This window comes from Plantactinospora sp. BB1, assembly GCF_003030385.1.
GTDB lineage: Bacteria > Actinomycetota > Actinomycetes > Mycobacteriales > Micromonosporaceae > Plantactinospora.
Window position 1 is genome coordinate 4,754,237 of sequence record NZ_CP028159.1, and the last position, 22,324, is coordinate 4,776,560.

At 71.7% G+C, this 22,324-nt stretch carries 17 protein-coding genes; 9 read left to right on the forward strand and 8 right to left on the reverse strand.

The annotated features are described in order from the left end of the window. Positions 1-6: 6 nt before the first annotated feature. The gene (locus C6W10_RS20725; RefSeq protein ID WP_107259719.1) at positions 7-1,326 is read right to left on the reverse strand and encodes an L-fuconate dehydratase; all 1,320 of its coding nucleotides are present in this window, start codon (positions 1,324-1,326) and stop codon (positions 7-9) included. Next, positions 1,323-2,168 (reverse strand): fumarylacetoacetate hydrolase family protein, encoded by an 846-nt coding sequence (locus C6W10_RS20730; RefSeq protein WP_107264138.1) that lies wholly within the window; start codon positions 2,166-2,168, stop codon positions 1,323-1,325. The genes C6W10_RS20725 and C6W10_RS20730 overlap by 4 nt, the downstream gene beginning before the upstream one ends. 327 nt (positions 2,169-2,495) lie before the next feature. Here C6W10_RS20730 and C6W10_RS20735 point away from each other — a divergent pair, with 327 nt between their 5' ends. Continuing rightward, a complete protein-coding gene (locus C6W10_RS20735) occupies positions 2,496-5,897 on the forward strand; it encodes a glycoside hydrolase N-terminal domain-containing protein (protein WP_107259721.1) in 3,402 nt (1,133 codons plus the stop codon). A gap of 123 nt (positions 5,898-6,020) precedes the next feature. Here the strand turns inward: C6W10_RS20735 and C6W10_RS20740 are convergent, their stop codons facing one another. Then, a complete protein-coding gene (locus tag C6W10_RS20740) occupies positions 6,021-6,602 on the reverse strand; it encodes a hypothetical protein (protein ID WP_107259723.1) in 582 nt (193 codons plus the stop codon). A gap of 581 nt (positions 6,603-7,183) precedes the next feature. Here C6W10_RS20740 and C6W10_RS20745 point away from each other — a divergent pair. Genes C6W10_RS20745 through C6W10_RS20770 form a run of 6 tightly spaced genes read left to right on the forward strand, consistent with a single transcriptional unit; the run spans position 7,184 to position 15,650 of the window. Next, the gene (locus C6W10_RS20745) at positions 7,184-8,377 is read left to right on the forward strand and encodes a toll/interleukin-1 receptor domain-containing protein (protein WP_107259725.1); all 1,194 of its coding nucleotides are present in this window, start codon (positions 7,184-7,186) and stop codon (positions 8,375-8,377) included. After that, on the forward strand, positions 8,374-10,695 hold the full coding sequence (locus C6W10_RS20750; protein WP_107259727.1) for a hypothetical protein: 2,322 nt from the start codon (positions 8,374-8,376) through the stop codon (positions 10,693-10,695). Before C6W10_RS20745 ends, C6W10_RS20750 begins: the two co-directional genes overlap by 4 nt. An 8-nt stretch (positions 10,696-10,703) precedes the next feature. Then, positions 10,704-12,395, forward strand: a complete 1,692-nt coding sequence (locus C6W10_RS20755; RefSeq protein WP_159104683.1) for a hypothetical protein — start codon at positions 10,704-10,706, stop codon at positions 12,393-12,395. Next, the gene (locus C6W10_RS20760; protein WP_234359241.1) at positions 12,392-13,081 is read left to right on the forward strand and encodes a hypothetical protein; all 690 of its coding nucleotides are present in this window, start codon (positions 12,392-12,394) and stop codon (positions 13,079-13,081) included. The genes C6W10_RS20755 and C6W10_RS20760 overlap by 4 nt, the downstream gene beginning before the upstream one ends. Positions 13,082-13,083: 2 nt before the next feature. After that, entirely contained in the window at positions 13,084-14,061 is a 978-nt protein-coding gene (locus C6W10_RS20765; RefSeq protein ID WP_107259731.1) for a protein phosphatase 2C domain-containing protein, read from the forward strand. Then, complete coding sequence (locus tag C6W10_RS20770; protein WP_159104684.1) at positions 14,058-15,650, forward strand: hypothetical protein; 1,593 nt, start codon at positions 14,058-14,060, stop codon at positions 15,648-15,650. Before C6W10_RS20765 ends, C6W10_RS20770 begins: the two co-directional genes overlap by 4 nt. Before the next feature lie 36 nt (positions 15,651-15,686). Here the strand turns inward: C6W10_RS20770 and C6W10_RS20775 are convergent, their stop codons facing one another. From C6W10_RS20775 to C6W10_RS20790, 4 genes are all read right to left on the reverse strand, one after another. Continuing rightward, positions 15,687-16,577 carry a phosphotransferase family protein gene (locus C6W10_RS20775; RefSeq protein WP_159104685.1) on the reverse strand — a complete coding sequence of 297 codons (891 nt, stop codon included), beginning with the start codon at positions 16,575-16,577 and terminating at the stop codon, positions 15,687-15,689. A gap of 165 nt (positions 16,578-16,742) precedes the next feature. Continuing rightward, positions 16,743-17,537: an MBL fold metallo-hydrolase gene (locus C6W10_RS20780; protein ID WP_107259737.1), complete on the reverse strand. Its 795-nt coding sequence runs from the start codon at positions 17,535-17,537 to the stop codon at positions 16,743-16,745. Further along, positions 17,527-18,327 carry an alpha/beta hydrolase gene (locus tag C6W10_RS20785; protein WP_107259739.1) on the reverse strand — a complete coding sequence of 267 codons (801 nt, stop codon included), beginning with the start codon at positions 18,325-18,327 and terminating at the stop codon, positions 17,527-17,529. The genes C6W10_RS20780 and C6W10_RS20785 overlap by 11 nt, the downstream gene beginning before the upstream one ends. Further along, on the reverse strand, positions 18,324-19,154 hold the full coding sequence (locus C6W10_RS20790) for an alpha/beta fold hydrolase (RefSeq protein WP_107259741.1): 831 nt from the start codon (positions 19,152-19,154) through the stop codon (positions 18,324-18,326). The genes C6W10_RS20785 and C6W10_RS20790 overlap by 4 nt, the downstream gene beginning before the upstream one ends. A 187-nt stretch (positions 19,155-19,341) precedes the next feature. Between C6W10_RS20790 and C6W10_RS20795 the strand changes: the two genes are divergently transcribed. Then, positions 19,342-20,304: a helix-turn-helix domain-containing protein gene (locus C6W10_RS20795; RefSeq protein ID WP_199853704.1), complete on the forward strand. Its 963-nt coding sequence runs from the start codon at positions 19,342-19,344 to the stop codon at positions 20,302-20,304. Positions 20,305-20,341: 37 nt separating this feature from the next. Next, on the forward strand, positions 20,342-20,890 hold the full coding sequence (locus C6W10_RS20800; RefSeq protein ID WP_234361360.1) for a GNAT family N-acetyltransferase: 549 nt from the start codon (positions 20,342-20,344) through the stop codon (positions 20,888-20,890). Between the two features lie 124 nt (positions 20,891-21,014). Here C6W10_RS20800 and C6W10_RS20805 read toward each other — a convergent pair whose 3' ends face one another. Beyond that, positions 21,015-22,205, reverse strand: a complete 1,191-nt coding sequence (locus C6W10_RS20805; protein WP_234359239.1) for a phospholipase — start codon at positions 22,203-22,205, stop codon at positions 21,015-21,017. Between the last annotated feature and the right edge of the window lie 119 nt (positions 22,206-22,324).

The following is a 22,324-nucleotide window of genomic DNA, read 5'->3' on the forward strand; positions in this document are numbered from 1 at the left end:
CGACGGTCACGGCACCGCCACCTCGGCCGGCGGGGCGGCCCAGACCGGGCCGTCCGGATAGGCGTACTCGGTCAGCGTCTCCGGGCGCATCGTGGCGCTGAAGCCGGGAGCGGTCGGTGCCACGTACCGGCCCCGGCGGATCACCACCGGGTCGACGAAGTGCTCGTGCAGGTGGTCGACGTACTCGATGACCCGGTCCTGCATCGAGCCGGCGACGGCGACGTAGTCGAACATCGACAGGTGCTGGACGAGTTCGCAGAGCCCGACCCCGCCCGCGTGCGGGCAGACCGGTATGCCGAACTTCGCCGCCAGCAGCAGGATCGCGATGTTCTCGTTGACCCCGGCGACCCGGCTGGCGTCGATCTGGAGGTAGGAGATCGCGCCGAGCTGGAGCAGTTGCTTGAAGACGACCCGGTTCGCCACGTGCTCGCCGGTGGCGATCCGGACCGGGGCGAGTTCCCGGGCGATGGTGGCGTGCCCGACGACGTCGTCCGGGCTGGTCGGCTCCTCGATCCAGTACGGGTCGAAGGGCGCCAGCTCGCGTACCCAGGAGATCGCCTGCGGTACGTCCCAGCGCTGGTTGGCGTCGACGGCGATCCGGATGTCCGGCCCGCAGGTCTGCCGGGCGATCCCCATCCGCCGGATGTCGTCGTGCAGGTCGGCGCCGACCTTCAGCTTGATCTGGGTGAAGCCGTCGGCGAGCGCCTCCTTGCAGAGCCGGCGCAGCTTCTCGTCGTCGTAGCCGAGCCAGCCGGGCGAGGTGGTGTAGGCGGGGAAGCCGTCGCGCAGCAGGTGTTCCTCCCGCTCGGCCCGGCCGGTGCGGGCGGCCCGGAGGATCGCCAGCGCCTCGTCGCGGGTCAGCGCGTCGCTGAGATAGCGGAAGTCGACCAGGTCGACAAGTTCCTCCGGGCTCATCCCGGCCAGCAGTCGCCAGAGCGGCAGCCCGGCCCGCTTGGCCCGCAGGTCCCAGAGCGCGTTGACCACGGCGGCGACCGCCATGTGCATGACGCCCTTCTCCGGGCCGAGCCAGCGCAGTTGGGAGTCGTGCACGAGTTCCCGCCAGAGGCCGCCGAGGTCGGCCAGGACCGCCTCGACCGCGCGCCCGACCAGGTACGGCCGCAGCGACGCGATCGCCGCGGCCTGCACGTCGTTGCCGCGCCCGATGGTGAAGGCGAAGCCGTGCCCCTCGTGCCCGTCCCCGGCGTCGGTACGGATCACCACGTACGCGGCCGAGTAGTCGGGATCGGGGTTCATCGCGTCCGAGCCGTCGAGTTCCCGGGAGGTCGGGAAGCGGATGTCGGCGATGTCGAGTCCGGTGAAGATCATGCCTGCCCCATCGTCTGGCGCTGCCGGCCCAGCCCGTCGATCTCCAGCTCGACGACGTCACCGGCGACCAGGTACGGCTTCGGTTCGGGCTGGCCGAGCGCCACCCCGGCCGGGGTGCCGGTGTTGATGACGTCGCCGGGATGCAGCACCAGGAACTGGCTCAGGTAGTGCACGGTCTCGGCCACCGGGAAGACCATGTTCGAGGTGTTGCCGTCCTGCTTGAGCACCCCGTTGACCCAGAGCCGCAGCCCCAGCCGCTGCGGGTCGGGTACCTCGTCGGCGGTGACCAGCCACGGGCCGAGCGGGTTGAAGGTCTCGCAGTTCTTGCCCTTGTCCCACTGGCCGCCGCGTTCGAGCTGGAACTCCCGCTCGGAGACGTCGTGCGAGACGGCGTAGCCGGCGACGCAGCGCAGCGCCTCCGCCGGGCCGGACAGGTAGCGGGCGGTCCGCCCGATCACCACGGCCAGCTCGACCTCCCAGTCGGTCTTGGTGCTGCCGCGTGGCACCAGCACCTCGTCCTCGGGGCCGACCACGGTGTCCGGGGCCTTCATGAAGACCACCGGTTCGGCCGGGAGCGGGGCGCCGGTCTCGGCGGCGTGGTCCCGGTAGTTCAGGCCGATGCAGATGATTTTTCCCGGCCGCAGCGGTGGCCCGACCCGGAGGCCGTCGGGAAGGAGCGGCAGCCCCTCGACGTCGATCCCGGCCAGCCGCTCGATGCCGCCGTCGGCCAGGAACGATCCGTCCAGGTCGTCGACCACTCCACCGAGGTCGCGCAACCGCCCGGCCTCGTCCAGCAGCGCCGGGGTCTCCTGCCCCGGTGCGCCCACCCGCAACAGCCTCACCCGTCGCCCCCAGACTTCCATCGCAACCCGTCAGGAATACATCCGATGTCTATCAGGTGCGCTCGCCGGGGCACAAGAGCGGGACGGTAATCGCCGGCCTACCGGCGCCCGCCCGGGACCGCCGTCATCGCCGTCGGAAACCCGGGACCGACCTGGGGATACCCGGGTGAACAGGCAGCTCGTACCAAGATCTTCTCTTGTTTCTCCCGGGTGTCCTTTGTAACCTCATCGCCAAACATCGGATGCGTGCCGGACCCGTGGTCGTGGCCGCGGCGTCCGCCCCGCCAGAGTTCTCCCCCGGCCCATCTGGACGACCCGGAGACAGCAATGGATGACCCCAACCGGCGGCCCGCGCCGCGTCGGTGGACGGCCGCCGCCCTGGTGGCCGCGCTGACCGCGTTCCTGCCGACCTGGTCCACCAGCACCCCCGCCTCCGCCGCCCCCGACCACACGTCGGGCAGCGCGGCCTCCGCCGAGGACCCGCTCACCCTCTGGTACGACGAACCGGCCGCCGACTGGGAGACCCAGGCGCTGCCGATCGGCAACGGCGCGCTCGGCGGCATGGTCTTCGGCCGGGTCGCCACCGAGACCGTGCAGTTCAACGAGAAGACGCTCTGGACCGGTGGCCCCGGCTCGGCCGGCGGCTACAACTTCGGCAACTGGACCTCGCCCCGCCCCGGCGCGATCGAGGAGGTGCAGCGCCTGATCAACGAGCGGGGCCGGCTCAGCCCGCAGGAGGTGGCGAACCGGCTCGGCCAGCCGAAGAGCGGCTTCGGGTCGTACAACACCTTCGGGGAGCTGTCGCTGCGGCTCACCGAGGACCCGGGCACGGTCAGCGACTACCGCCGCGAGCTGAACATCGGCCGGGCGGTCGCCAGGGTCTCCTACGCGCACGACGGGGTGCGCTACACCCGGGAGTACTTCGCCAGCCAGCCCGACGGGGTACTCGTGGTGCGGCTCGGCGCCGACCAGCCCGGGAAGATCGGCTTCACCGCCGGGGTCACCGCGCCGAACAACCGCTCGAAGAACGTCACCGCCAGCGGCGGCCGGATCACCTTCGCCGGCACCCTCGACGACAACAAGCTGAAATACGAGTCGCAGATCCAGGTGACCGCCGACGGCGGTACGGTCGCCGACGGCACCGACGGCACGGTCACGGTGGCCGGGGCCGACTCCGCCACCCTGGTGCTGGGCGCCGGCACCGACTACGCCGGCACGTACCCGACGTACCGGGGAGCCGACCCGCACGCCCGGGTCACCGCCACCGTCGACGCGGCGGCGGCGAAGTCCTACCCGGAGCTGCTCGCCGCGCACACCGCCGACCACCGGGCGCTCTTCGACCGGGTACGCCTGGACATCGGCCAGCAGATGCCGGCGATCCCCACCGACGAGCTGCTGCGGCAGTATCGCGGCGGGGCGTCGGCGGCGGACCGCGCGCTGGAGGCGCTCTTCTTCGCCTACGGCCGCTACCTGCTGATCGCCTCCTCCCGGCCCGGCTCGCTGCCGGCGAACCTCCAGGGCGTCTGGAACAACGTCACCAACCCGCCCTGGGACGCCGACTACCACGTCAACATCAACCTCCAGATGAACTACTGGCCGGCCGAGACCACCAACCTGTCGGAGACCACCGCCCCGTTCTTCGACTACGTCGACGCGATGGTGCCGCCGGGCCGGGTCACCGCGGAGCAGATCTACGGCAACCGGGGCTGGGTGGTGAACAACGAGACCAACGTCTACGGCTTCACCGGCCTGCACAGCTATCCGCAGTCGTTCTGGTTCCCGGAGGCCGGTGCCTGGCTGGCCCAGCACTACTACGAGCACTACCGGTTCACCGGCGACACCCGGTTCCTCCGCGAGCGGGCGTACCCGCTGATGAGGGAGTTGGCGCTCTTCTGGCTCGACGAGCTGGTCGTCGACCCGCGCGACGGCAGGCTGGTGGTCTCGCCGAGCTACTCGCCGGAAAACGGCGACTTCACCGCCGGTGCCTCGATGTCGCAGCAGATCGTCTGGGAACTCTTCACCAACACGATCGAGGCGGCCGGGATCGTCGGCGGCGACAACGCGTTCCGGCGGGAGCTGCGCGACGCGCTGGCCAACCTCGACCCGGGGCTGCGGGTCGGCTCCTGGGGGCAGCTCCAGGAGTGGAAGGAGGACCTGGACAACCCCGACGACCAGCACCGGCACGTCTCGCACCTCTTCGCCCTGCACCCGGGCGCGCAGATCACCGCGCTGGACGACCCGGAGCTGGCCGCCGCCGCCAAGGTCTCGCTCACCGCGCGCGGCGACGGCGGTACGGGGTGGAGCAAGGCATGGAAGATCAACTTCTGGTCCCGGCTGCTGGACGGGGACCACGCGCACAAGATGCTGGTCGAGCAGTTGCGGCAGAGCACCCTGGCGAACCTCTGGGACACCCACCCGCCGTTCCAGATCGACGGCAACTTCGGCGCGACCGCCGGGATCGCCGAGATGCTGCTGCAGAGCCAGACCGGTGAGGTACACGTGCTGCCGGCGCTGCCCAGCGCGTGGCGCGACGGCTCGGTACGCGGACTGCGGGCCCGGGGCGGGCTGACCGTCGACACGACGTGGTCGGCCGGGGCCGCCACCGAGATCGCGCTGACCGCCGACCGGGCCGGCGAGGTGACGGTGCGCAGTCCGCTCTTCGCCGGCCCGTACGAGCTGGTCGACGCGGGTACCGGCAGGAAGGTGAACGGGACGGCGAAGGGCGACAGGCTGACCTTCACCGCCCGGGCCGGCCACCGGTACGTCGCCACCGCCCAGGTCGGCTTCACCATCGACGCTCCGGCGACGCTGGAGACCGACGAGTCGGGGACGGTCTCGGTGACCGTCTCCGCGCTCGGTGACCAGAAGGTGCCGCCCTCGGCGCTGAAGCTGGTGCTGCCGGCGGGCTGGCAGGTCCGGCCGGGTCGGGTCCAGGTGCCCCGGCTGTGGCCGGGTGACACGCAGACCTACCGGTTCACCGTCACCCCGGGCGGCGCGGCGGCACCCGGTCCTAACCGGATCGAGGCGCGGCTGACCCACGACAGATGGCGGGCCACCGCCGGCACGTCGATCGCGCTGCCGGTCCCGCCGCCCTGTGCCCGACCGGCCCCGGACGTGCCACTGGTGGCCTGGGACCCGGTCTCCGGCGACACGGTGACCGACCACTCGCCGAACGGGCGGACCGCGACCGTGCAGACCGGCGGGGCGTACGTCGCCGCCGGGCCGACCGGCAGCGCGCTGGTGCTCGACGGCAACCGGTTCCTGCGTACCGCGCCGACCACCCTCGGCTATCTGGAGCGGGCGACGTTCGCGGCCGAGGTCAAGGTGACCACCAGCGGCAGCTACCGGCGACTCTTCGACTTCCAGCCCGGTGGCGACCCCGGCACCGACGGGATCCTGATCGACCTGACCCCGGGCAACCAGCTCCGGTTCATCGGCTCCGGTACGGGTGTCACCAGCAACGCCACCGTGCCCACCGGCCGGTACGTCGACCTGGTCGTCACCATGGACGACGACGGTAACATCGTCGTCTACCTCGACGGCCAGCAGGCCGGTACGGCCAAGGTGCCCGACGGCGGCATCGTCGGCTGCGCCACCCGGGAGCTGCGGTTCGGCGCCGACCAGGACGGCGGCCAGCGGCTCACCGGTGAGGTCGACCGGATCGCCATCCTGCCCGAGGCGCTACCGGCGGACCAGGTGTCGAGCTGGCAGGCCCGCGCCTTCGGCTGACCGTCCGACGTTCCGCCCACCCCTCCGCCGCCCGGCGGGTGACCGACCCCGGTCGCTCGCCGGGCGGCGCCAGGCCGGCGACGCCGGCATCGGAATCGGCGGACTCCTACGGGGTTCCGGACATCAGCGATGCCGTCGCCGCAGCCGCACCAGCCAGATCGCTACGGTCCCGGCGGCCAGTGCCGCCAGTACCGTGGACGCTGCCAGGGCCAGGTTGTTCCGGCCCTCCTCGTCCGGGCGCGGGCGCTCCGCGGAGTCGTTCGCCGTCAACAGCCGTGGTAGCGGGTCTTCCACCGCCGTGAGGTCCATGCTGCTGGTTATCTCCGAGACCAGCCCGGTGGCCTCGATCGTCGCCGTACCCGCCTCGCTGAACGTCACGGCGAACCGAACCTCGCCCTCCTCGTCGGCGGTGGTGTACAGCTCGCTGTTTCCGTTCGCGCCCATTCGTTGCCGGTGCGGGGTGGGCAACGACAACCTGATGTTGATCCCACCGGTGTGGCCCAGGTGAATCGGCTCCTCCGGCTTGAAGGGCTTCACCTTGATCACCTCTGCCCAGTCGGGCTTCAGTGGGGGGTCCTCCACCATCCAGTCCGGCGGTGGGGGTGGCGGGTACGGCGGTGCCGCCGCAGCGGCCGGCGCGACGAGCATCGTCACGGTGCTGATTGCGGCGAGGCTGAGTAGCCGCTGCCGCGCGCGGATCGACATCGAGGTCCCCGAGTGTTGAAACAACCTTGATCGACTGTTTGCCCATTACGGACAGTAGTACCGTACTCGGCGAAGATCATTCATGGCGGGTTTTCACCGACCCGGACCTGCTACGGAGTCACGGGCGGCGCACGAGGAGATTCCCGAGGATGCGCGTTTTCGACAGCCCGGTGTCAGCGCAATTGCCGCCCGGCGCCTGACGCCAGCTTCGCACGGGGGCTGGCCGGGGCGGACCGGTCCGCCGGTACGACAACTGTGGCCGACCGGCGCGCTCGCCCGGCCGGTCATTCAGCCTTCCGCCGCAGCCGGTCCGCGCCGAGGCTCCCGATCGTCGGTCTCCTTTCGGGGATCCAGCGGGGCCGCTCCACATGATCGGCGTCGTCGGGCCGTACCGAATCCGTCTCATGTTTCCCGTTGTCCATTGCCGAAGGACCCAACAACCGCTTGTCCCGGCCTGGCGGCGTTGGGACGATTGGCATCGTTTGAAAGCGCGGCGGCCGGCAACTCCGCGCGATTCTGGATGCACTGGCTCCATCGGCCGCGGCGATCGGGAATGAGTCCATCCTAGTAAGGATTTCCTGGTGCCGGATGTATTCATCAACTACCGTTCCGACGACGAGGCGGCCGTGGCCGTCCTTATCGACGAGAAACTGTGCGCGACGATCGGCCCGAAGCGGGTCTTCCGGGACAACCGATCGATCGAACTGGGACGCGACTACCGTCCCGAACTCTGGGGCAGTCTCGCCAAGAGCGTGGTGCTGGTGGTCGTCATCGGGAAACGGTGGCTGGCCCGGGACCGTCGCGGGCGCAGGCGCATCGACCAGCCGGAGGACTTCGTACGGCGGGAGATCGCCGCGGCGTTGTCGATGGGGATCCCCGTCGTCCCGGTCCTGGTCGGGGAGGTACCCGTGCTCCGCGCCGAGAACCTTCCGGACGACATCGCGGAACTGGCGCACCGGCAGTACCGGTGGCTGAGCACCCGGGGCATCCAGCGGGACCTTCCCCTCCTGATCGAGGAACTCGCCACCCTCGCCCGGGGCGAGCCCGCTGCGGCCGCCGGGCCGGCGACGGGTCGGGACGGCACCGTCCTGATGCTGCGACTGGAACCACCGGTCCGGGAGTGGCAGGTGGCCGCCCTGCACCAGGCCATCGACCGCGCCACGGCGGACGCGGAGATGTCGGACATCGAGACGGTGACCCGTCCGACCAGGCTCACACTCTTCGTCCCGGCGGCCGTTCCGCCGATCCGGGTGCTCTCCAGGCTGGTCGGCGCGCTGGAGACGGCCCTGACCGACCAACCCGTCCCGGAGAGCGGTCCGCTGCGCGTCCGCGCCGGACTGCACCACTCGACGATGCGCAGCGGCCGGACGGACGTCTGCGACGAGCTCGCCTACCTCCTGGACCTTCCGGCGGTCGCCAAGGTACGGCGTCGAGCGACGAAGGCGGGCCTCGTCCTCGTACTGCCGGACGCCTTCTACGACGGCGTGGTGCGGGCGCACCCGCTGGTGGCCGATCCGTCCACCTACCTGCCCGTGCCGATCGCCGGCGGCAGGGAGCGCTGCTGGGTACACGCTCCGGGGTACCCGTCCCCGCCGGGTCTCCGGTCGGCGCCGGACGTCCCCTCCCCACCGGATTCCGCCGGCGGCGGCCCGGCACCGGCGGGCAACCACGGCGTCCAGTTCAACAACCACGGACCGGTGCACGGCCCGCAGGTCGGCGGCGACTGGGTCAACGGCAACAAGGTCGTGCGCGGCGACGAGGCGGGATACCGATGAGCGGGACGGCGCCGACACCGGCCGCACCCGCCGCGGCGGCCGCACCGGCCGCACCCGCCGCAGCGGCATCACCGGCGGCCGCCCAGCCGGCCGCGGCACCGGCCAACGCGGGACCGGCACCCGAGGGCGGACCAGCCGGGCCCGCTGCCGCCGGTGATGCCGGCGGCGCTCCGCCGCCCGAGGGTGGCGCGGAGGCCGGGGCCACACCGCCGGAGCAGGGCGGTGAAGGCGACGCCGGGAGCACCGAGCGGGCCGGCGGCGCCGACGCGCTGCCCGAACTGCCCGACCAGCCGGGCCGCGGATCAGACCGCCACCAGTTCGTCCGCGACGCGCAGCAGCGCTTCGGCGGCGACGCCGTCTCCGGCGACAAGATCGTCTTCTATCTCACCGGTGGGGAGCAGAGCGCGCCGCTGACGAGGCTGGCGCCGACCCTGGAGGAGTACGCCCGGCACGCCTTCGTCTTCCCGGAGCGCTGGGACGCCTGCCGGGCCGACTTCCAGGACCGCCGCAGCGTCCTGCTCCAGGGAGTCACCGGGGGCGGCCGGGTCACGATGGCGATCCGGCTCCTGCTCGGCGTCGAATCCCAGGTCATCTATCAACTCGATCCCCGGATCGACCTGAGCCGGATGGCGGAGCAACTCACCGCGCGCCGGTTCGAGCGCGGTACCGCCTTCCTGCTCTGCCAGCCCGACGACGTCGGGCGGCTCGACGCCTCCACCTTCGACCGGCTGGAGGCGGCGCTCAGGGCCGCCGACGCGCGGCTCGTGCTCACCGTCGGCTCGGAGGCACCGATCCGGGACGAGAGCCTGCTCCGGCACCGGATAAGCCTGCCCGCGGCGCCACCACGGCGGGAGATCCTGCGTACCCATCTGAGATATCGCCTCGACGACGAGACCCGGGCCGACGGACTGCTGGCGCAGCCGGCCGTGGCCGAGCTGGTCAGGGAGAAGCTCGACCGGGACAGCATCACCTGCGAGGTCGCCGCCATCCTGGCGATGCTGCTCAGCCGCGAGTCGGAGACGGTGGATGTCGCCCGGATCCGGGCGATGCTGATGCGCCGGGACGTCGACGAGTTCGGCATCTGGTTCGACGGGCTCGCCGACCTGGAGCTGCGCTGCTTCGCGATCGCCCTCGCGGTGCTGGACGGGCAGCCGTTCGAGGAGGTCGCCGCCGCCGCGCGTCGGCTGCACCAGCGCCTGTCGGCCGGTGGCCCGCTCGTGGTGGACGACGACGCGTCACTCCGGGTCGCCGGGCCGGATCCCTTCCGGATGCCGCCGATCCAGCTGCTGCGGACGCTACAGGCCCGCACCACGGAGGGGACGATCCGGACACCCTACGGGTACGCGCCGGCCACCGAGATCTCGTACCGCAACCCCGACTATCCGCGCCGGGTCATCGAACGCGCCTGGAAGGGTTACCGGATCCAGGACCAGATCCTCGACTGGCTCGGCGACCTGGTGATGCACCGCTCCGACGAGATACGCGTCTCGGCGGGCACGGCGGTCGGTTTCCTGGCGACGCTCGCCTTCGAGTACGTCCGCCGTGCCGTCCTGCACGAGTGGGCGGCCAGTGACAACACGTACCGCCGGGAGGCGGTCGCCGACGTGCTCCGGGTGGCGGCCGGGGTGCCAGAGTTGCAGACCGCGGTGACCTGGCTCGTCGACGGCTGGTACCGGGCCGGCAGTCCCGAGTTGCAGTCCACGGCGGCGCTGGCACACGGCACCCGGCTCGGCCGTACCGACACCACCAGGTCGGTCCGGGCACTGGAGCGGCTGGCCATGGTCACGGACCTGCAGGTGCAGTTCGGCATCTGCCGAGGGTTCGCGGCGTTGCTGGCCGAGGAGCCGGAGCAGTACCTTCCGCTCTTCTACGGCGTCGTCGAGCGGTGCCTGGCAGATCCGAAGCGGACGGACACCGCGCAGCTGATGTTCCTGTTCGTCGCCGCGGACCTGCTCAGCGACGTCACCGGCGCGGACGGCGCGAAGACGAGGTGGCCGACGCTGCTGCTGCTGGCCACCCGTCACGGTCACCTGCGCCGGCCGCTGATCGAGTCTTGGGCCCGCACCCTGGCCGGCAGCCGCTACAGCTCGGTCGCGGAGCATGTGCTGCGCATCTGGGCCAGCTACGCCGAGTCCGACGCCGCGATCCGCAAGGCGTTCACCCGGCTGGTGCGGGCGGTCGCCGAGTCCGATCCGTGGGCGGGCGCGGTGGTCACCCGCCAGGCCCGTCGCTGGGACGACGAGGACGCCCTGATTCCGATGCCGAATGTCGCGCAGGCGGTGAACGCCGTGCTGCTCCCCGAACACTCCACGAGGTGAACCCGAGCATGTCCGTTCAACTGATCCTCAGGTCCGGGCCGGTATCGCGGTTCGATGCCACCGAACGGGTCCGCGACCCGCACGTCGCCGCCGTGTACGTGACGGCCGGCGGTCAGATCGACATCCTGGACGGCGGCCGGCCGATCGGGCTCGGCGACCAACTCCTGCTCCGCTACCGGATGAGGTACGACGTCGACCTCAGCGACCACCAGCGCACCATCGAGCTGCGCAGCTCGCCACCGCCGGCGCGCGGCGGGATCTACCACTTCGCGACGATGGTGAACGTCGGCTTCCGGGTGACCGATCCGAGGCAGATCGTGAGCCGCAACATCCAGGACGGGCTCCGGGTGGTCTCCGACTATCTGATGTCGGAGTTCCGCGACATCACCGCCGCCTTCCCGATCGAGGAGGCCAAGGCGGCGGAGGACGCCATCAACGCCCGCTTCCGGCGCGGTGTGACGATCGGCGGCTGCATCGAGCTGTACATGTGCCGCGCCCGGCTGGAACCCGACGCGGCGGCGGTCGCCTACCTCCAGAGGGAAGAGGAGGCCAAGCGGGACAACGTCGTCAAGGCCGCCGAGCACGAGCGCAACGCGGACGAGGCCCGGCGGGCGAACAACATCGACCTGATCCGGCAGAGCGGCGCGATCGAACAGCGGGCCCGGGAACGCGACGCGCTCGCCGGGCGGCCGTTCAGCATGCAGGACCTGCTCGCGCTGCACCTGGAGAACAACCCGGGAGACACCGCCCGAGCCCTGGAGATGGCCGCCGACATGGAGGCCCGGCTCGCCGTCGAGCGGGAGAAGGCGGACAAGCGGAACTGGGAGAAGTTCCAGTACATGGCCGGCCGGAACCTGGTCGAGGCGTACGACATGGGCCAGGTCCGCGACGAGGTCGTCCGCGGTGCCTCCGGGTACCCGCACGTCGCGCTGGGCAGCGCTCCCTCGACGGCGTCGGGCTGGGACGTACCGCTGCCGGAGGCCGGGGACGGTGCGGACCGGCCCGGTAGCCGGCCGCCCGGCCTGATTCCGATCTACCTGGTGATCGACGAGTCACCGGCGATGGCCGCCGGGATCGACGCGCTCAACGCCGGCCTGCGCTCGCTCTACGACACCCTGGCCGCCGACCCGGAGGTCGCCGAGGTGGTCCGGCTGGCGGTGCTGAGCTATGCCGACACGGCCGCCGTCCGGATACCCCTGAGCACCGCGAGGCCGGGCGTCCGGCTTCCGGCGTTCACGGTCGGCGCCGGTTCCGCCAGGCTCGCCGACGCGTTCTCCCGCCTGCTGGACTGCATCCCACGGGACGCGGCCGCGCTCAAAGAGGAGACCTCGTCGCTGCGCCGCCCCCAGGTGCTGATGCTCACCGGTGACCGGCCCGCCGAGGACCAGCCCTGGGCCGACGTGCACCGCCGGCTCTCCGACCGGGCCAGTCAGCGCTACGCCCCGGACCTGATCGCCTGCGGCGTCGGCCCGGCCTCGGCGCCGACGGTCCTGCGCATCGCGACCCGGCCGGAGCTGGCCTTCGTCGCCCCGGCCGGCGACGTCGCCGAGGCGGCCCGCCGATTCTGCGCCTTCGCCCTGCGCCGGGTCGTCGAATACGGCCGCGCCGTCCTCGACGGCGACCAGAACTCCGTCGTCACCGGGCCGGACGGTTTCCGCCCGGCCGCCGAACTGCTTGCGCCGCCACCCCAGGGAGAGTGATCCAGCACATGCCGGACGTACGCGGGCACCTACTGCCGATCTACGTACTCGCCGACGAGTCCGCCTCGATGCGGCACCTCGTCGGTGAACTGAACGCGGGCCTCGTCTCGCTGCACCAGGCGCTGCTGGCCGAACCGATGGCGGCGGCGAAGGTGCGCTTCACCGTCATCGGCTTCTCCGACACCGCCGTGCTGCGGATGCACCTCGCCGACCTGCGCCGGGTCGACGGGATGCCGCCGCTGGCCTGCCGGAGCGCCACGAGCTTCGGCGCCGCATTCCAGGCGCTGCTCCAGCAGATCCCGGCCGATGTCAGACACCTGAAGTCGCAGGAGTACGCGGTGCACCGGCCGGCGGTCTTCTTCCTCAGCGACGGTCAGCCCAGCGACGGCGGAAACTGGCGGCGGTCCCACCGGCAACTCGTCGACCGGAACCAGACCCTCGGCGCGCCGAACATCATCGCCTGCGGCATCGGCGGGGCCGAGGCGCGGACGATCCTGGAGGTCGCCACGCGTCCCGAGTACGCGTTCGTCTCCATCCAGGGCTCCGACATCGGGCAGGCGATCGCGAAGTTCTGCGCGGCGCTCACCAAGAGCGTGGTCGAGTCGGGCCGGTCGATGGCGAACGGCGCGGCCGAACTCCGGGTCGACCGCCCGGAGGGCTTCCACATGGCGATCGACGTGGTGTGACGATGCTCCTGCGACGCGGCCGGACGGCCGATCCGCGCACCAACCCCGCCGGGAGTACCCGGGACGAACCGTCGGCCGACCCCGGTGGGTACCCGAGGATCCACAACCCGCCGCAACCCGGGCAGTGGGCGCCGATCGTGGTCGACGAGCCCACCGACCCCTTCGACCCCCGGCCGGCGCCGGGACGTCAGCCCGACACGGTCTGCGACGGCTGGACAACGCCGGACTTCGTGGTCCGGATGGCCTCGGTGCGCGGGAACGCACACCGGTACGCCGGAAAGTACCGGCAGGACGACGCGGGTGTCGTGCTGCACCGGCCGACCGGAGCGGTGCTCTTCGCGGTCATGGACGGTGTCTCCAGTGCGACGGCTGCCGAGGTCGGCGCCAGGCTGGCCGGTCAGGCCGCCCTCCAGGCGCTGGCGGACGAACTCGACCGTGGCACCCGGGTCGACTGGCGGCGGGTGCTGACCGACGCCGCCGACGCGCTGCTGCGGCACGGCCGGTACGGGCTGCGGTCGGGTGAGCGGGCCGAGGACGTGGAGCGGCGGCTCGGCACGACGATCGTCACCGGCGTGGTCCGGCCGACCCGCTCCGGCGCGACGGCCGAGCTGGTCCGCGCCGGTGACTCCGCTGCCTGGACCTTCGACGGCTCCCGGTTCACCGGCCTCTTCCCGTCGAAGTACTCCGGCGGCGGCATGGTCGACTCGGCGGTGACGGCCCTGCCCAGGCTGCCGGAGCGGATCGCACCGGTCGAGGTGTCGCTGACCGGATCGGTGCTGCTGATCGGAACGGACGGTTTCGGCGATCCGCTCGGCGACGGTACCGGCCTGGTCGGCGACCTCTTCGGCACGCTGCTCGACCGGCCACCGCCGATGCTGGGGCTGGCCCACGCGCTCGACTTCTCCCGGGACACCTTCGACGACGACCGGACGCTCGTCGCGGTGTGGCCGCGTCCCCGGCGGTCGGGGGCGGCGGGATGAGCGTGGTCATCGGCGGGCCGGTCGAGGTCGACGCGCTCACCGTGGTCGGGGAACTCGGCTCCGGCGGGCAGGGCCGGGTGCGGCTGGTGGAGGCGCCGGGGATCTTCCCCGGACGGCTGGCGTTCAAGGAGTACGACCCGGGGACGACCGCCTCGGTGCGGGCCGACGTACTCGACCGGCTGGTGGCGCTGCGCGCGTCGGCCGGCGACGACCTGCGTACCCTGCTCGCCGAGCGGGCCGCGTGGCCGCTCGCCGCCGTCCGGCGCGGCGCGCAGTTGCGCGGATTCCTCATGCCGCCGGCCCCGCCGGAATACACCGTGACGCTCACCCTTCCGGGCGACGGTCGACCCCGGCCACTCGCGATGGAGTTCCTGCTCAACCCGATCGAGTACATGGCGAAGGTCGGCCTGCGGGTCTCGGAGCGCGACCGGGTCGGGCTGCTGCGCGAGTTCGCCCGGATGCTCGCGGTGCTGCACGGCGACCGGATCGTGGTGGGCGACCTCTCCCCCAAGAACGTCCTGGTGACGGTGGATCCGCCACGCTGCTTCCTGCTCGACTGCGATGCGGTCTGCGTCGACGGCGACTCCGTGGCGCCGCAGGTCGAAACGCCGGACTGGCGGCTGCCGGAGGGCGAGGCGCTCGGCACCGAGGCGGGTGACCGGTACAAGTTCGGTCTGCTCGTGCTCCGGTTGTTGCTGTCGGATCAGGCCGCCCGCGACCCGGCCGAACTCACGGCCGCGCGGAAACTCTTCGCCGACGTCGCCGATCTCGCCGCCCGGAGCCGGCGGGAGCCGGACGCGCGGCCCGACTGGCCCGAGTGGACGGCCGCGTTCGACGCCGTCCTGCCGCTCTCGGACGAGATCGTGCCCACCCCGCAGCCGGGACCGCGCTCGGAGCGGCGGCGGATCGCCACCGGCGGCCCGGTGCCGGGGGCGGCCGGCGGACCGGTGGGCGGCACCGCTCCACCCCGGACGTCACGGTCCGGGACCGCGCGCTGGGCCGTCGCCGCCGCGGCAATCGTCGCCGCCCTCTGTGTGCTGCTGGTCTGGGTCGGCGGCCGGACGGACGACGGCGCCCGGGACGAGAGTGCGAGTACGAGGGTGGTCCCGCCGCCGGTGGCGGTGCCGAGCACGGCCGCGACACCGAGCACCGGGTTCTCCACCGAGCCGCCGCGTGACCGGGTCGGTATGGTCCGGCTGGCGGGTGCCGGCGACAGCGCCGAGGTGATCGAGGTGGCCGAGTTCTTCGACGGCTACTTCCGGGCGATCAACGACAAGGACTGGGACACCCTCCTCGCGCTCTACGACCCGGACGGCGTGGTCGACCCGGCGAAGCCGAAAAGCCGCGACTCCTTCATTGCGGCGATGTCCAGCACCGAGGACTCGGACGTCGCGCTGGTGCAGGTGGACCCACGGCTGGACCCGGTCCGGGCCCGGGTGACCTTCACCAGCAACCAGGCCGCCGGCTACGGCCCGAAGGGCAGGCCGGACGAGACCTGTACGCGCTGGGATCTCACCCTCCAGTTGACCCGGCAGGGCGGCGGCTACCGGCTGCTGCGCCCCACGGCCGCGAAGCACCGGCCCTGCTGACCGCACTGGGCCCGGCCGACGCCGGCCGGTCGGTGCCTATCCGCGGGCTCCCAGGTCCGCCTGGATGTTCCGCCGGTAGAAGTCGAACCAGTCGCCGCCGGCCGAGAACTCGAAGGCGAGCGCCGCAAGGTTCCAGAGCAGACGATAGGCGCGGATGTTGTCGCCGAGTTCGGGTGTCAGGCTCAGCCCGTAGCCGTCGAGGAACGCCGACAGGATCTCCTGCCCGGCCATGGAGACGCGGGCGATGTCGAGCATCGGGTCACCGACGCCGACATCGCCCCAGTCGATGATCCCGGCCAGTCGCGCCCGGTCGGCGAAGACGTGTTGCGGTTTGAGATCCCGATGCAGCAGGACACCGGGTTCTCGATAGGTCATGATGCCCGAGGACCTGATCGCCTGGTCGAGGTGACCGCCCAGGTCGCGCGTCAGCACACCGGCCGTCACGAGATCCGGGATTCGCGCGAGGACGCTCTCGAGCGCGTCGCGCCACGACCCGTGACGGCCCCGGACCTCGTCGGGGCGTACGGCCAGCGCACCGTACCCGGGGATGCCGATGTCGTGTACCGCGCGGAACGATCTGCCGGCCTGGCGCCAGACGTCGAGGTCGCGGGTGGGCTCTCCGGGGAGTACCCGCATGATGATGAACGCGGTGTCGACCGCGTCGGTGTCCAGCCGGTGCGTCACGACCTCCGGCGCGGGAATGCCAGCATCGCGGACTCGACCGCAGGCCCACGACTCGGCGGTCAGCAGATCGCGGCTGCCGACCTTCAGCACCACATCGCCGCCGCTGGCGACCCGCACCACGAAGGTCGCGTTTCCAACCGAACCGGCAACCCGTCGCGCACCTGTCGCCCGGACGCCGAGTTCCTGGGTGACGATCGATGTCGCCGATCCCTCGGTGAGATCAGGATCGTTGTCCAGAGTCAATCCCGCTCCATCGGCTAGGGGGCCGCGACCCTGGCACGGTAGCCACCGCCGGGCCGGCGCGCCACCACATTGCCGGCCGTGGGTGGATCCGTCGCCAGCAGATCCCGGGCCCGTTCGCGCGCCTCGAAGCAGGCCCGGGCGTCGTTGGCCAATCCGAGGAACGGGTCAGGTCTCCAGTTCGGTGGGGGTGCCGATCGGCAGCCAGCGGACGCGGTCGCGTACCTCGGGTGCGGCGGCGGCGAACTCGGCCTCGATGACGGAACGGGGCTGCTGGAAGTGCCGCCACCCCTCGTAGTGCACCGGCACGGCGGTGTGCGGGCGTACCGCACCGAGCAGTTCGACGGCGTCCCGGGCGGTCATCGTGTACCGGAGCGGGCCGGTGACCGGGAAGCGGACCCCGCCGAGATGCACCAGCGCCAGCCCGACGGGGATCCGCCCGGCGACCTGCCGGACACCGCCGTAGAGCACGGTGTCGCCGGAGATCCAGAGGGCACCGTGCCGCTGCCCCGGCCAGCGCAGGGCGAAGCCGACGACGTCACCGACGATCGGCCCGCTCAGCGGCGGCCCGTGCCGGCAGGGCGTGGCGGTGACCTCGATCGACGGCCGGCCGTCACCCCGCAGGGTGGTCGTCGCCCACGGCGCGAGGCCGCGGGCACCGCCGCCGAGACGGCCCGCGCCGGACACGGTGGTGACGACGGTCCCGGCCGAGGGAAGGAACCGGCGGCCGGCCTCGTCGAGATTGTCGCCGTGGTGGTCGTGGGTGAGCAGTACCGCGTCGACCGGCCCGAGCGCGTCCGGAGGTACGGCCGGGCCGGCGAGCTTGCGGGAGGAGGTACCCCAGCCGAACGCGTAGCTGCGCCCGGCCGGGTCGAACGTCGGATCGGTCAGCAGCCGCCAGCCGGCCGCCTCGATCAGTACGGTGGGGCCGCCGATGTGCGTGACGCGGACGTCAGCGGGCATGCGAGAGGGCCCAGTCGAGAACGTGGTCGGCGATCTCCTCCCAGCCCTTCTGCGCGGGCAGCAGGTGCGCGTACCCCTGGTACTCCTCGATCTCGGTGACCGTGTTGGATTTGTAGTGCTTGGCGTTCGACCTCTGGATCGCGGGCGGCATGATGTGGTCCTCGCTGCCGGAGACGAAGAGCAGCGGCGCCCGGTTGTCGTTGTGGTAGTCGACCCAGGTGTCCTGGTGGCCGGGTTGGAAGTTGGCGAGCACGCTGCCCCAGAGGATGCCGCCGTTGGCCGGGATGTGGTAGCGCTCGTAGAGGGCGCGGGACTCCTCCTCGGTGAACGTGTTGGTGAAGGCGTACTTCCACTCCTCGAAGGAGAGGCCGACGGCCCGGTGCCGGTTGGCCGGGCTCTTCAACACCGGAAGCGTCGACTTCACCTGGGAGAGCGGTACCACCCGTACCCCTTCGGTGGGTGCGGAGTTGAGCGCGACGCCGGCCGCGCCGAAGCCGTGGTCGAGCAGGATCTGGGTGAAGGCTCCGCCGGCCGAGTGGCCGATGATGATCGGCTGGCGGTCCAGCTCCCGGATGATCCCCTCGATCTTGGCGATGATCGCCGGCACGGTGACGTCGGTGATGATCTGCGGGTTCTCCCGCAGCGCCTCGACCTCCACCTCGAAGCCGGGGTAGCCGGGCGCGATCACCCGGAAGCCCTTCGCCTCGTAGTGCGCGATCCACTGCTCCCAGCTGCGCGGCGTCACCCAGAAGCCGTGCACGAGGACGATCGTGTCGGGCGTGCTGGTCATGGCAGGCTCCTCAGGAACGAGAGCAGGTCCTCGGACAGCTGCTGCTTGTGGGTGTCGGTGATGCCGTGCGGTGCGCCCGGGTACACGAGCAGCGTCGCACCCTTGATCCGGGCGGCGGAGGCCTTTCCGCCGACCTCGAAGGGGACGACCTGGTCGTCGTCGCCGTGGATGACCAGCGTCGGTACGTCGAACGCGTCCAGGTCGGCGCGGAAGTCGGTGGCCGAGAAGGCGGCGATCGACTCGTACGCGTTGCGGTGTCCCGCCTGCAGTCCCTGCCGCCAGAACGCGTCCCGCACGCCCTGCGAGACGCTCGCCCCCGGACGGTTGAGGCCGAAGAACGGGCCGTCGGCGAGGTCCCGGTAGAGCTGCGAACGGTCGGTCACCGAACCGGCCCGGATCCCGTCGAAGACCTCCACCGGCACGCCGCCGGGGTTGTCCTCGGTCCGCACCATCAGCGGCGGTACGGCCGCGACCAGCACCACCTGGGCGACCCGGGCGGTGCCGTGCCGGCCGATGTACCGGGTCACCTCGCCACCGCCGGTCGAGAAGCCGACCAGCGTGACGTCGTGCAGGTCGAGTGCCTCGATCACGGCGGCCAGGTCGTCGGCGTAGGTGTCCATCTCGTTGCCGGTCCACGACTGGGTGGAGCGGCCGTGCCCACGGCGGTCGTGCGCGATGGCCCGGTATCCGTTCTCGGCGAGGAAGAGCTGCTGCGCCTCCCAGCTGTCGGAGTTGAGCGGCCAGCCGTGGCTGAGCAGGACGGGTCGCCCCTCGCCCCAGTCCTTGTAGTAGATCTGCGTGTCGTCGGCGGTGGTGACGAAGGGCATGCATACACTCCCGCGCTCGCGCTGATGAGGAGTCGGGCGACGATCCGGGCGTTGCCCCGCCCCCTGCGGCACGGCACCCTCTCGTAACACCCGCATGCGAACCTATTGAGCGGAGCGCGTCGGGTCGGGGGCTGTGCGTGCACCGTTGTCGGCTGAGCGTGCACATCGGGCGGGGTAAATGGGCTTCGTGTTGGATACGGCGGACATACCACCTCACGAGCGGGTCGACGCGATCTACGCGGCGATGATGCAGGCGTCCGTCCCGTCGTACGTGATCCACGAGGATCCGGACGGCGAGGTCCGGACCCGGCTGGAGGTGTGGGACCTCGGGGGCGCCAACATCTTCACCGCCCGCTCCACCGGCCTCCGGCTGCTGCGCACCCCCAAGCAGGCCCGCCAGGACGCCGCCCCGGTCATCGCGCTCTCCGTGCAGCGGCTCGGCGACGGCCGGCACGAGCAACTCGGGTACCGCCAGGTCGTGCCGCCCGGCGAGATGCTGATGGTCGACCTCTCGGCGGCGTACGACTTCTCCTGGTCCGGCGAGGGCGCGGCCGGCTGCATCCAGGTCCCGATCGACCAGGTCGGCCTCCCGCTCGACCTGATCCGCCGGGCGGCGGCGAACCTGCGCACCAGCCCGCTGTACGGCCTGGTCGCCAACCACGTCAGCCAGCTCGTCGGGGACGCCGAGCGGCTCAGCCTCGACCCCGCCGCCGACGCGCTCGGCCGGGCCAGCGTCGAGCTGCTCCGCGCCCTGCTCGTCTCGGCCGCCCGGGTCGAGCCGCTCAGCCGCGCGGTCCTCGCCGAGACGTTGCTGACCCGGGTCCGCGCCTACGTCCGCCAGCACCTCGCCGATCCGAACCTGCGCCCGGCCACCATCGCCGCCGCGCACAACGTCTCGCTCCGCCACCTCTACAAGATCTGCGCCGAGGCCGACTTCAGCCTGGAGCAGTGGATCATCGGCGAACGACTTCAGGGCGCCCGGCAGGAGTTGCAGCGACCGGCGAGCCGCAGCCGTACGATCGCGACCGTCGCCCGCCGCTGGGGCTTCACCGACCCGACCCACTTCACCCGACGGTTCCGCGCCACCTACGGGCTCACCCCGGGCGAGTGGCGACGGATCTCCACCGAGCTACCCCGCCAGCACCCGTAGCCGCGGGGTGTCGGCCGACCCCTGGTACCGGTGGTCGGTGCCGGCTAACGTGCTGCGGGTGGGTACGGCAGGGCTGCGGCTGACGCTCAGGCAGTGCCGGCCGGAGGACGTCGCCGTGCTGGAGCGGCACTTCCCCACCGGGCGGAACCGCTACCACGAGGCCCGCTACCAGCGGCAGCGTGCGGGTTCCAGCACGTTCCTGATCGCCTGCCTCGATGCCGTTCCGGTCGGTTCCGGCGAGGTCATGTGGCAGGGGGCGAAAGATCCGGACGTCCGTGACCGGTTCCCCGGCTGCCCGGAGATCAACGGCTTGGCCGTCCTTGCCGAGCGGCGGTCGCAGGGCGTCGGGTCGGCGATCATCCGTGCGGCCGAACACCTCGCGGCGCGCCGCGGCCGGCACCGGATCGGGATGGGCGTCGAGGAGCAGAACGTCCGCGCCGCCCGGCTCTATCTCCGGCTCGGGTACCGCGACACCGGCTGCCGCTATCTGGACCGCTACCAGTACGTGGACGACCACGATGTCCGGCACGAGATCGCGGACGCCTGCCGGTTCCTCGTCAAGACGATCTCCGCTCTCCCCGGTTGACCCGGCTGCCGGAGTGGGGCAACGGGGTGCACGGCGAGCCTGCTCGAAGGCTCGCCGTGCACCGTTGCCGCTGTCGCTGACCGGTTACCGGAATGCTGCCTGCCGCTGGCTGCGGCCCCGGTGCTCAGCCGGTACTGGCCAGCGGGGCTGTGCCGGCCGTACCCTCCGGCATCTGCTCCTGCGCCGCCCTGAGCTGCGCGTCGGTGACGTTCGGGCGCCCGAAGATCCGGACCGCCTCGTAGTAGATCGTCGCCAGGCCGTAGCAGGGCGGTCGCAGCGCGTCGGAGTAGGTCGCGCAGACCCGCTGCATGTCGCCGTAGAAGGCGAGGTCGAGCCGGTCCTTGTTCTCCGCGAACCGTTGCGCCGCCTTGTAGTTGCGGTAACCGAAGTCGTGCCGGATGCAGGAGAGTTCGAAGGCGAACCCGAGCGGGTTGTCCGGCGCGCCGGTGCAGCCGTCGTTGGACCAGTCGAACATGTACGCGGCCAGGATCGCCTGGTTCTGCCGGGCCGCGTCCCAGGTGGCATAGCTGTCGGAGCCGGTCTGCGTCAGGCTCGCCAGCACCGCCAGCCGGTTCGGCGCGAGCCCCGTGCCGAAGACTCCGGAACCGACCGAGACGGAGATGGTCGGAGTGCCGAGGCCGGCACACCCGCTCAGGTAGCGCTGCCCGGCCGGCAGCGGGAAGCAGCCGGCCCAGGTGGATCCGTCCAGCGTCTGCAACGCCAGGTTGAACCCGATCTCCAGCTGGCTGCCGCCGTCGTAGACCCGGCCGTCGATCAGCACCGCGCCGAGGCTGTAGCCGTAGTAGTCGTTGCCGAAGCTGAACACCCCGGCGGCGGCGACCACCTGCCCGTTGTACGGTGAGCCGCTCGTCCGCTCGATCAGGTACGCCTGCCCGGCGCCGGCGAGGTAGAAGTTGCAGACGATCTCCGCCAGGTAGTCGATCCGCACGTCGAGGCCGACCCGGGTCACGTATCCGCTGATGTACGGCGTGCACCCGGCAGCCTCCGCCTGGGTGCCGTCGACCCTCCGGGTGGCCGTACCCGCGTCCTTCGTACCCAGTTTCATCGCGGTGCTGTCGAGCTTGCGCAGTGCCCGCTGGGCGCCTGCCGGCCGCTTGGCGGCATCCGGCGTCGCCTTGGCGATGCCGGACGGTGCCGAGGCGGTGAGGTTGGGGAGATCGGGCGCGCCGCGTGCCGCCCGCGCTCCGGCCTGCGCGGGTAAGGTGCTCGCCAACGCCCCGATCAGGGCCAGCGTCAGCGCGAGAATCCACGCCGATCCCCGGCCGACGATCCGTGCCGTGCCTGTCCGTTCCACTGTCGCCTCCGTCGCTGGTGTGGTTTTCGGACAAGCTCCCAGTGCGGACTGAACGCAGATTGGACGCCGACTGGACGTCGACCCGACGACGGGCCGGGCATCCACCGATCGGTTGACCG

Bases quoted from the DNA above. Each gene is read 5' to 3' on its own strand.
- C6W10_RS20725 (WP_107259719.1), bottom strand. From the start codon at position 1,326: ATGATCTTCACCGGACTCGACATCGCCGACATCCGCTTCCCGACCTCC.
- C6W10_RS20735 (WP_107259721.1), top strand. From the start codon at position 2,496: ATGGATGACCCCAACCGGCGGCCCGCGCCGCGTCGGTGGACGGCCGCC.
- C6W10_RS20740 (WP_107259723.1), bottom strand. From the start codon at position 6,602: ATGTCGATCCGCGCGCGGCAGCGGCTACTCAGCCTCGCCGCAATCAGC.
- C6W10_RS20750 (WP_107259727.1), top strand. From the start codon at position 8,374: ATGAGCGGGACGGCGCCGACACCGGCCGCACCCGCCGCGGCGGCCGCA.
- C6W10_RS20755 (WP_159104683.1), top strand. From the start codon at position 10,704: ATGTCCGTTCAACTGATCCTCAGGTCCGGGCCGGTATCGCGGTTCGAT.
- C6W10_RS20765 (WP_107259731.1), top strand. From the start codon at position 13,084: ATGCTCCTGCGACGCGGCCGGACGGCCGATCCGCGCACCAACCCCGCC.
- C6W10_RS20770 (WP_159104684.1), top strand. From the start codon at position 14,058: ATGAGCGTGGTCATCGGCGGGCCGGTCGAGGTCGACGCGCTCACCGTG.
- C6W10_RS20780 (WP_107259737.1), bottom strand. From the start codon at position 17,537: ATGCCCGCTGACGTCCGCGTCACGCACATCGGCGGCCCCACCGTACTG.
- C6W10_RS20785 (WP_107259739.1), bottom strand. From the start codon at position 18,327: ATGACCAGCACGCCCGACACGATCGTCCTCGTGCACGGCTTCTGGGTG.
- C6W10_RS20790 (WP_107259741.1), bottom strand. From the start codon at position 19,154: ATGCCCTTCGTCACCACCGCCGACGACACGCAGATCTACTACAAGGAC.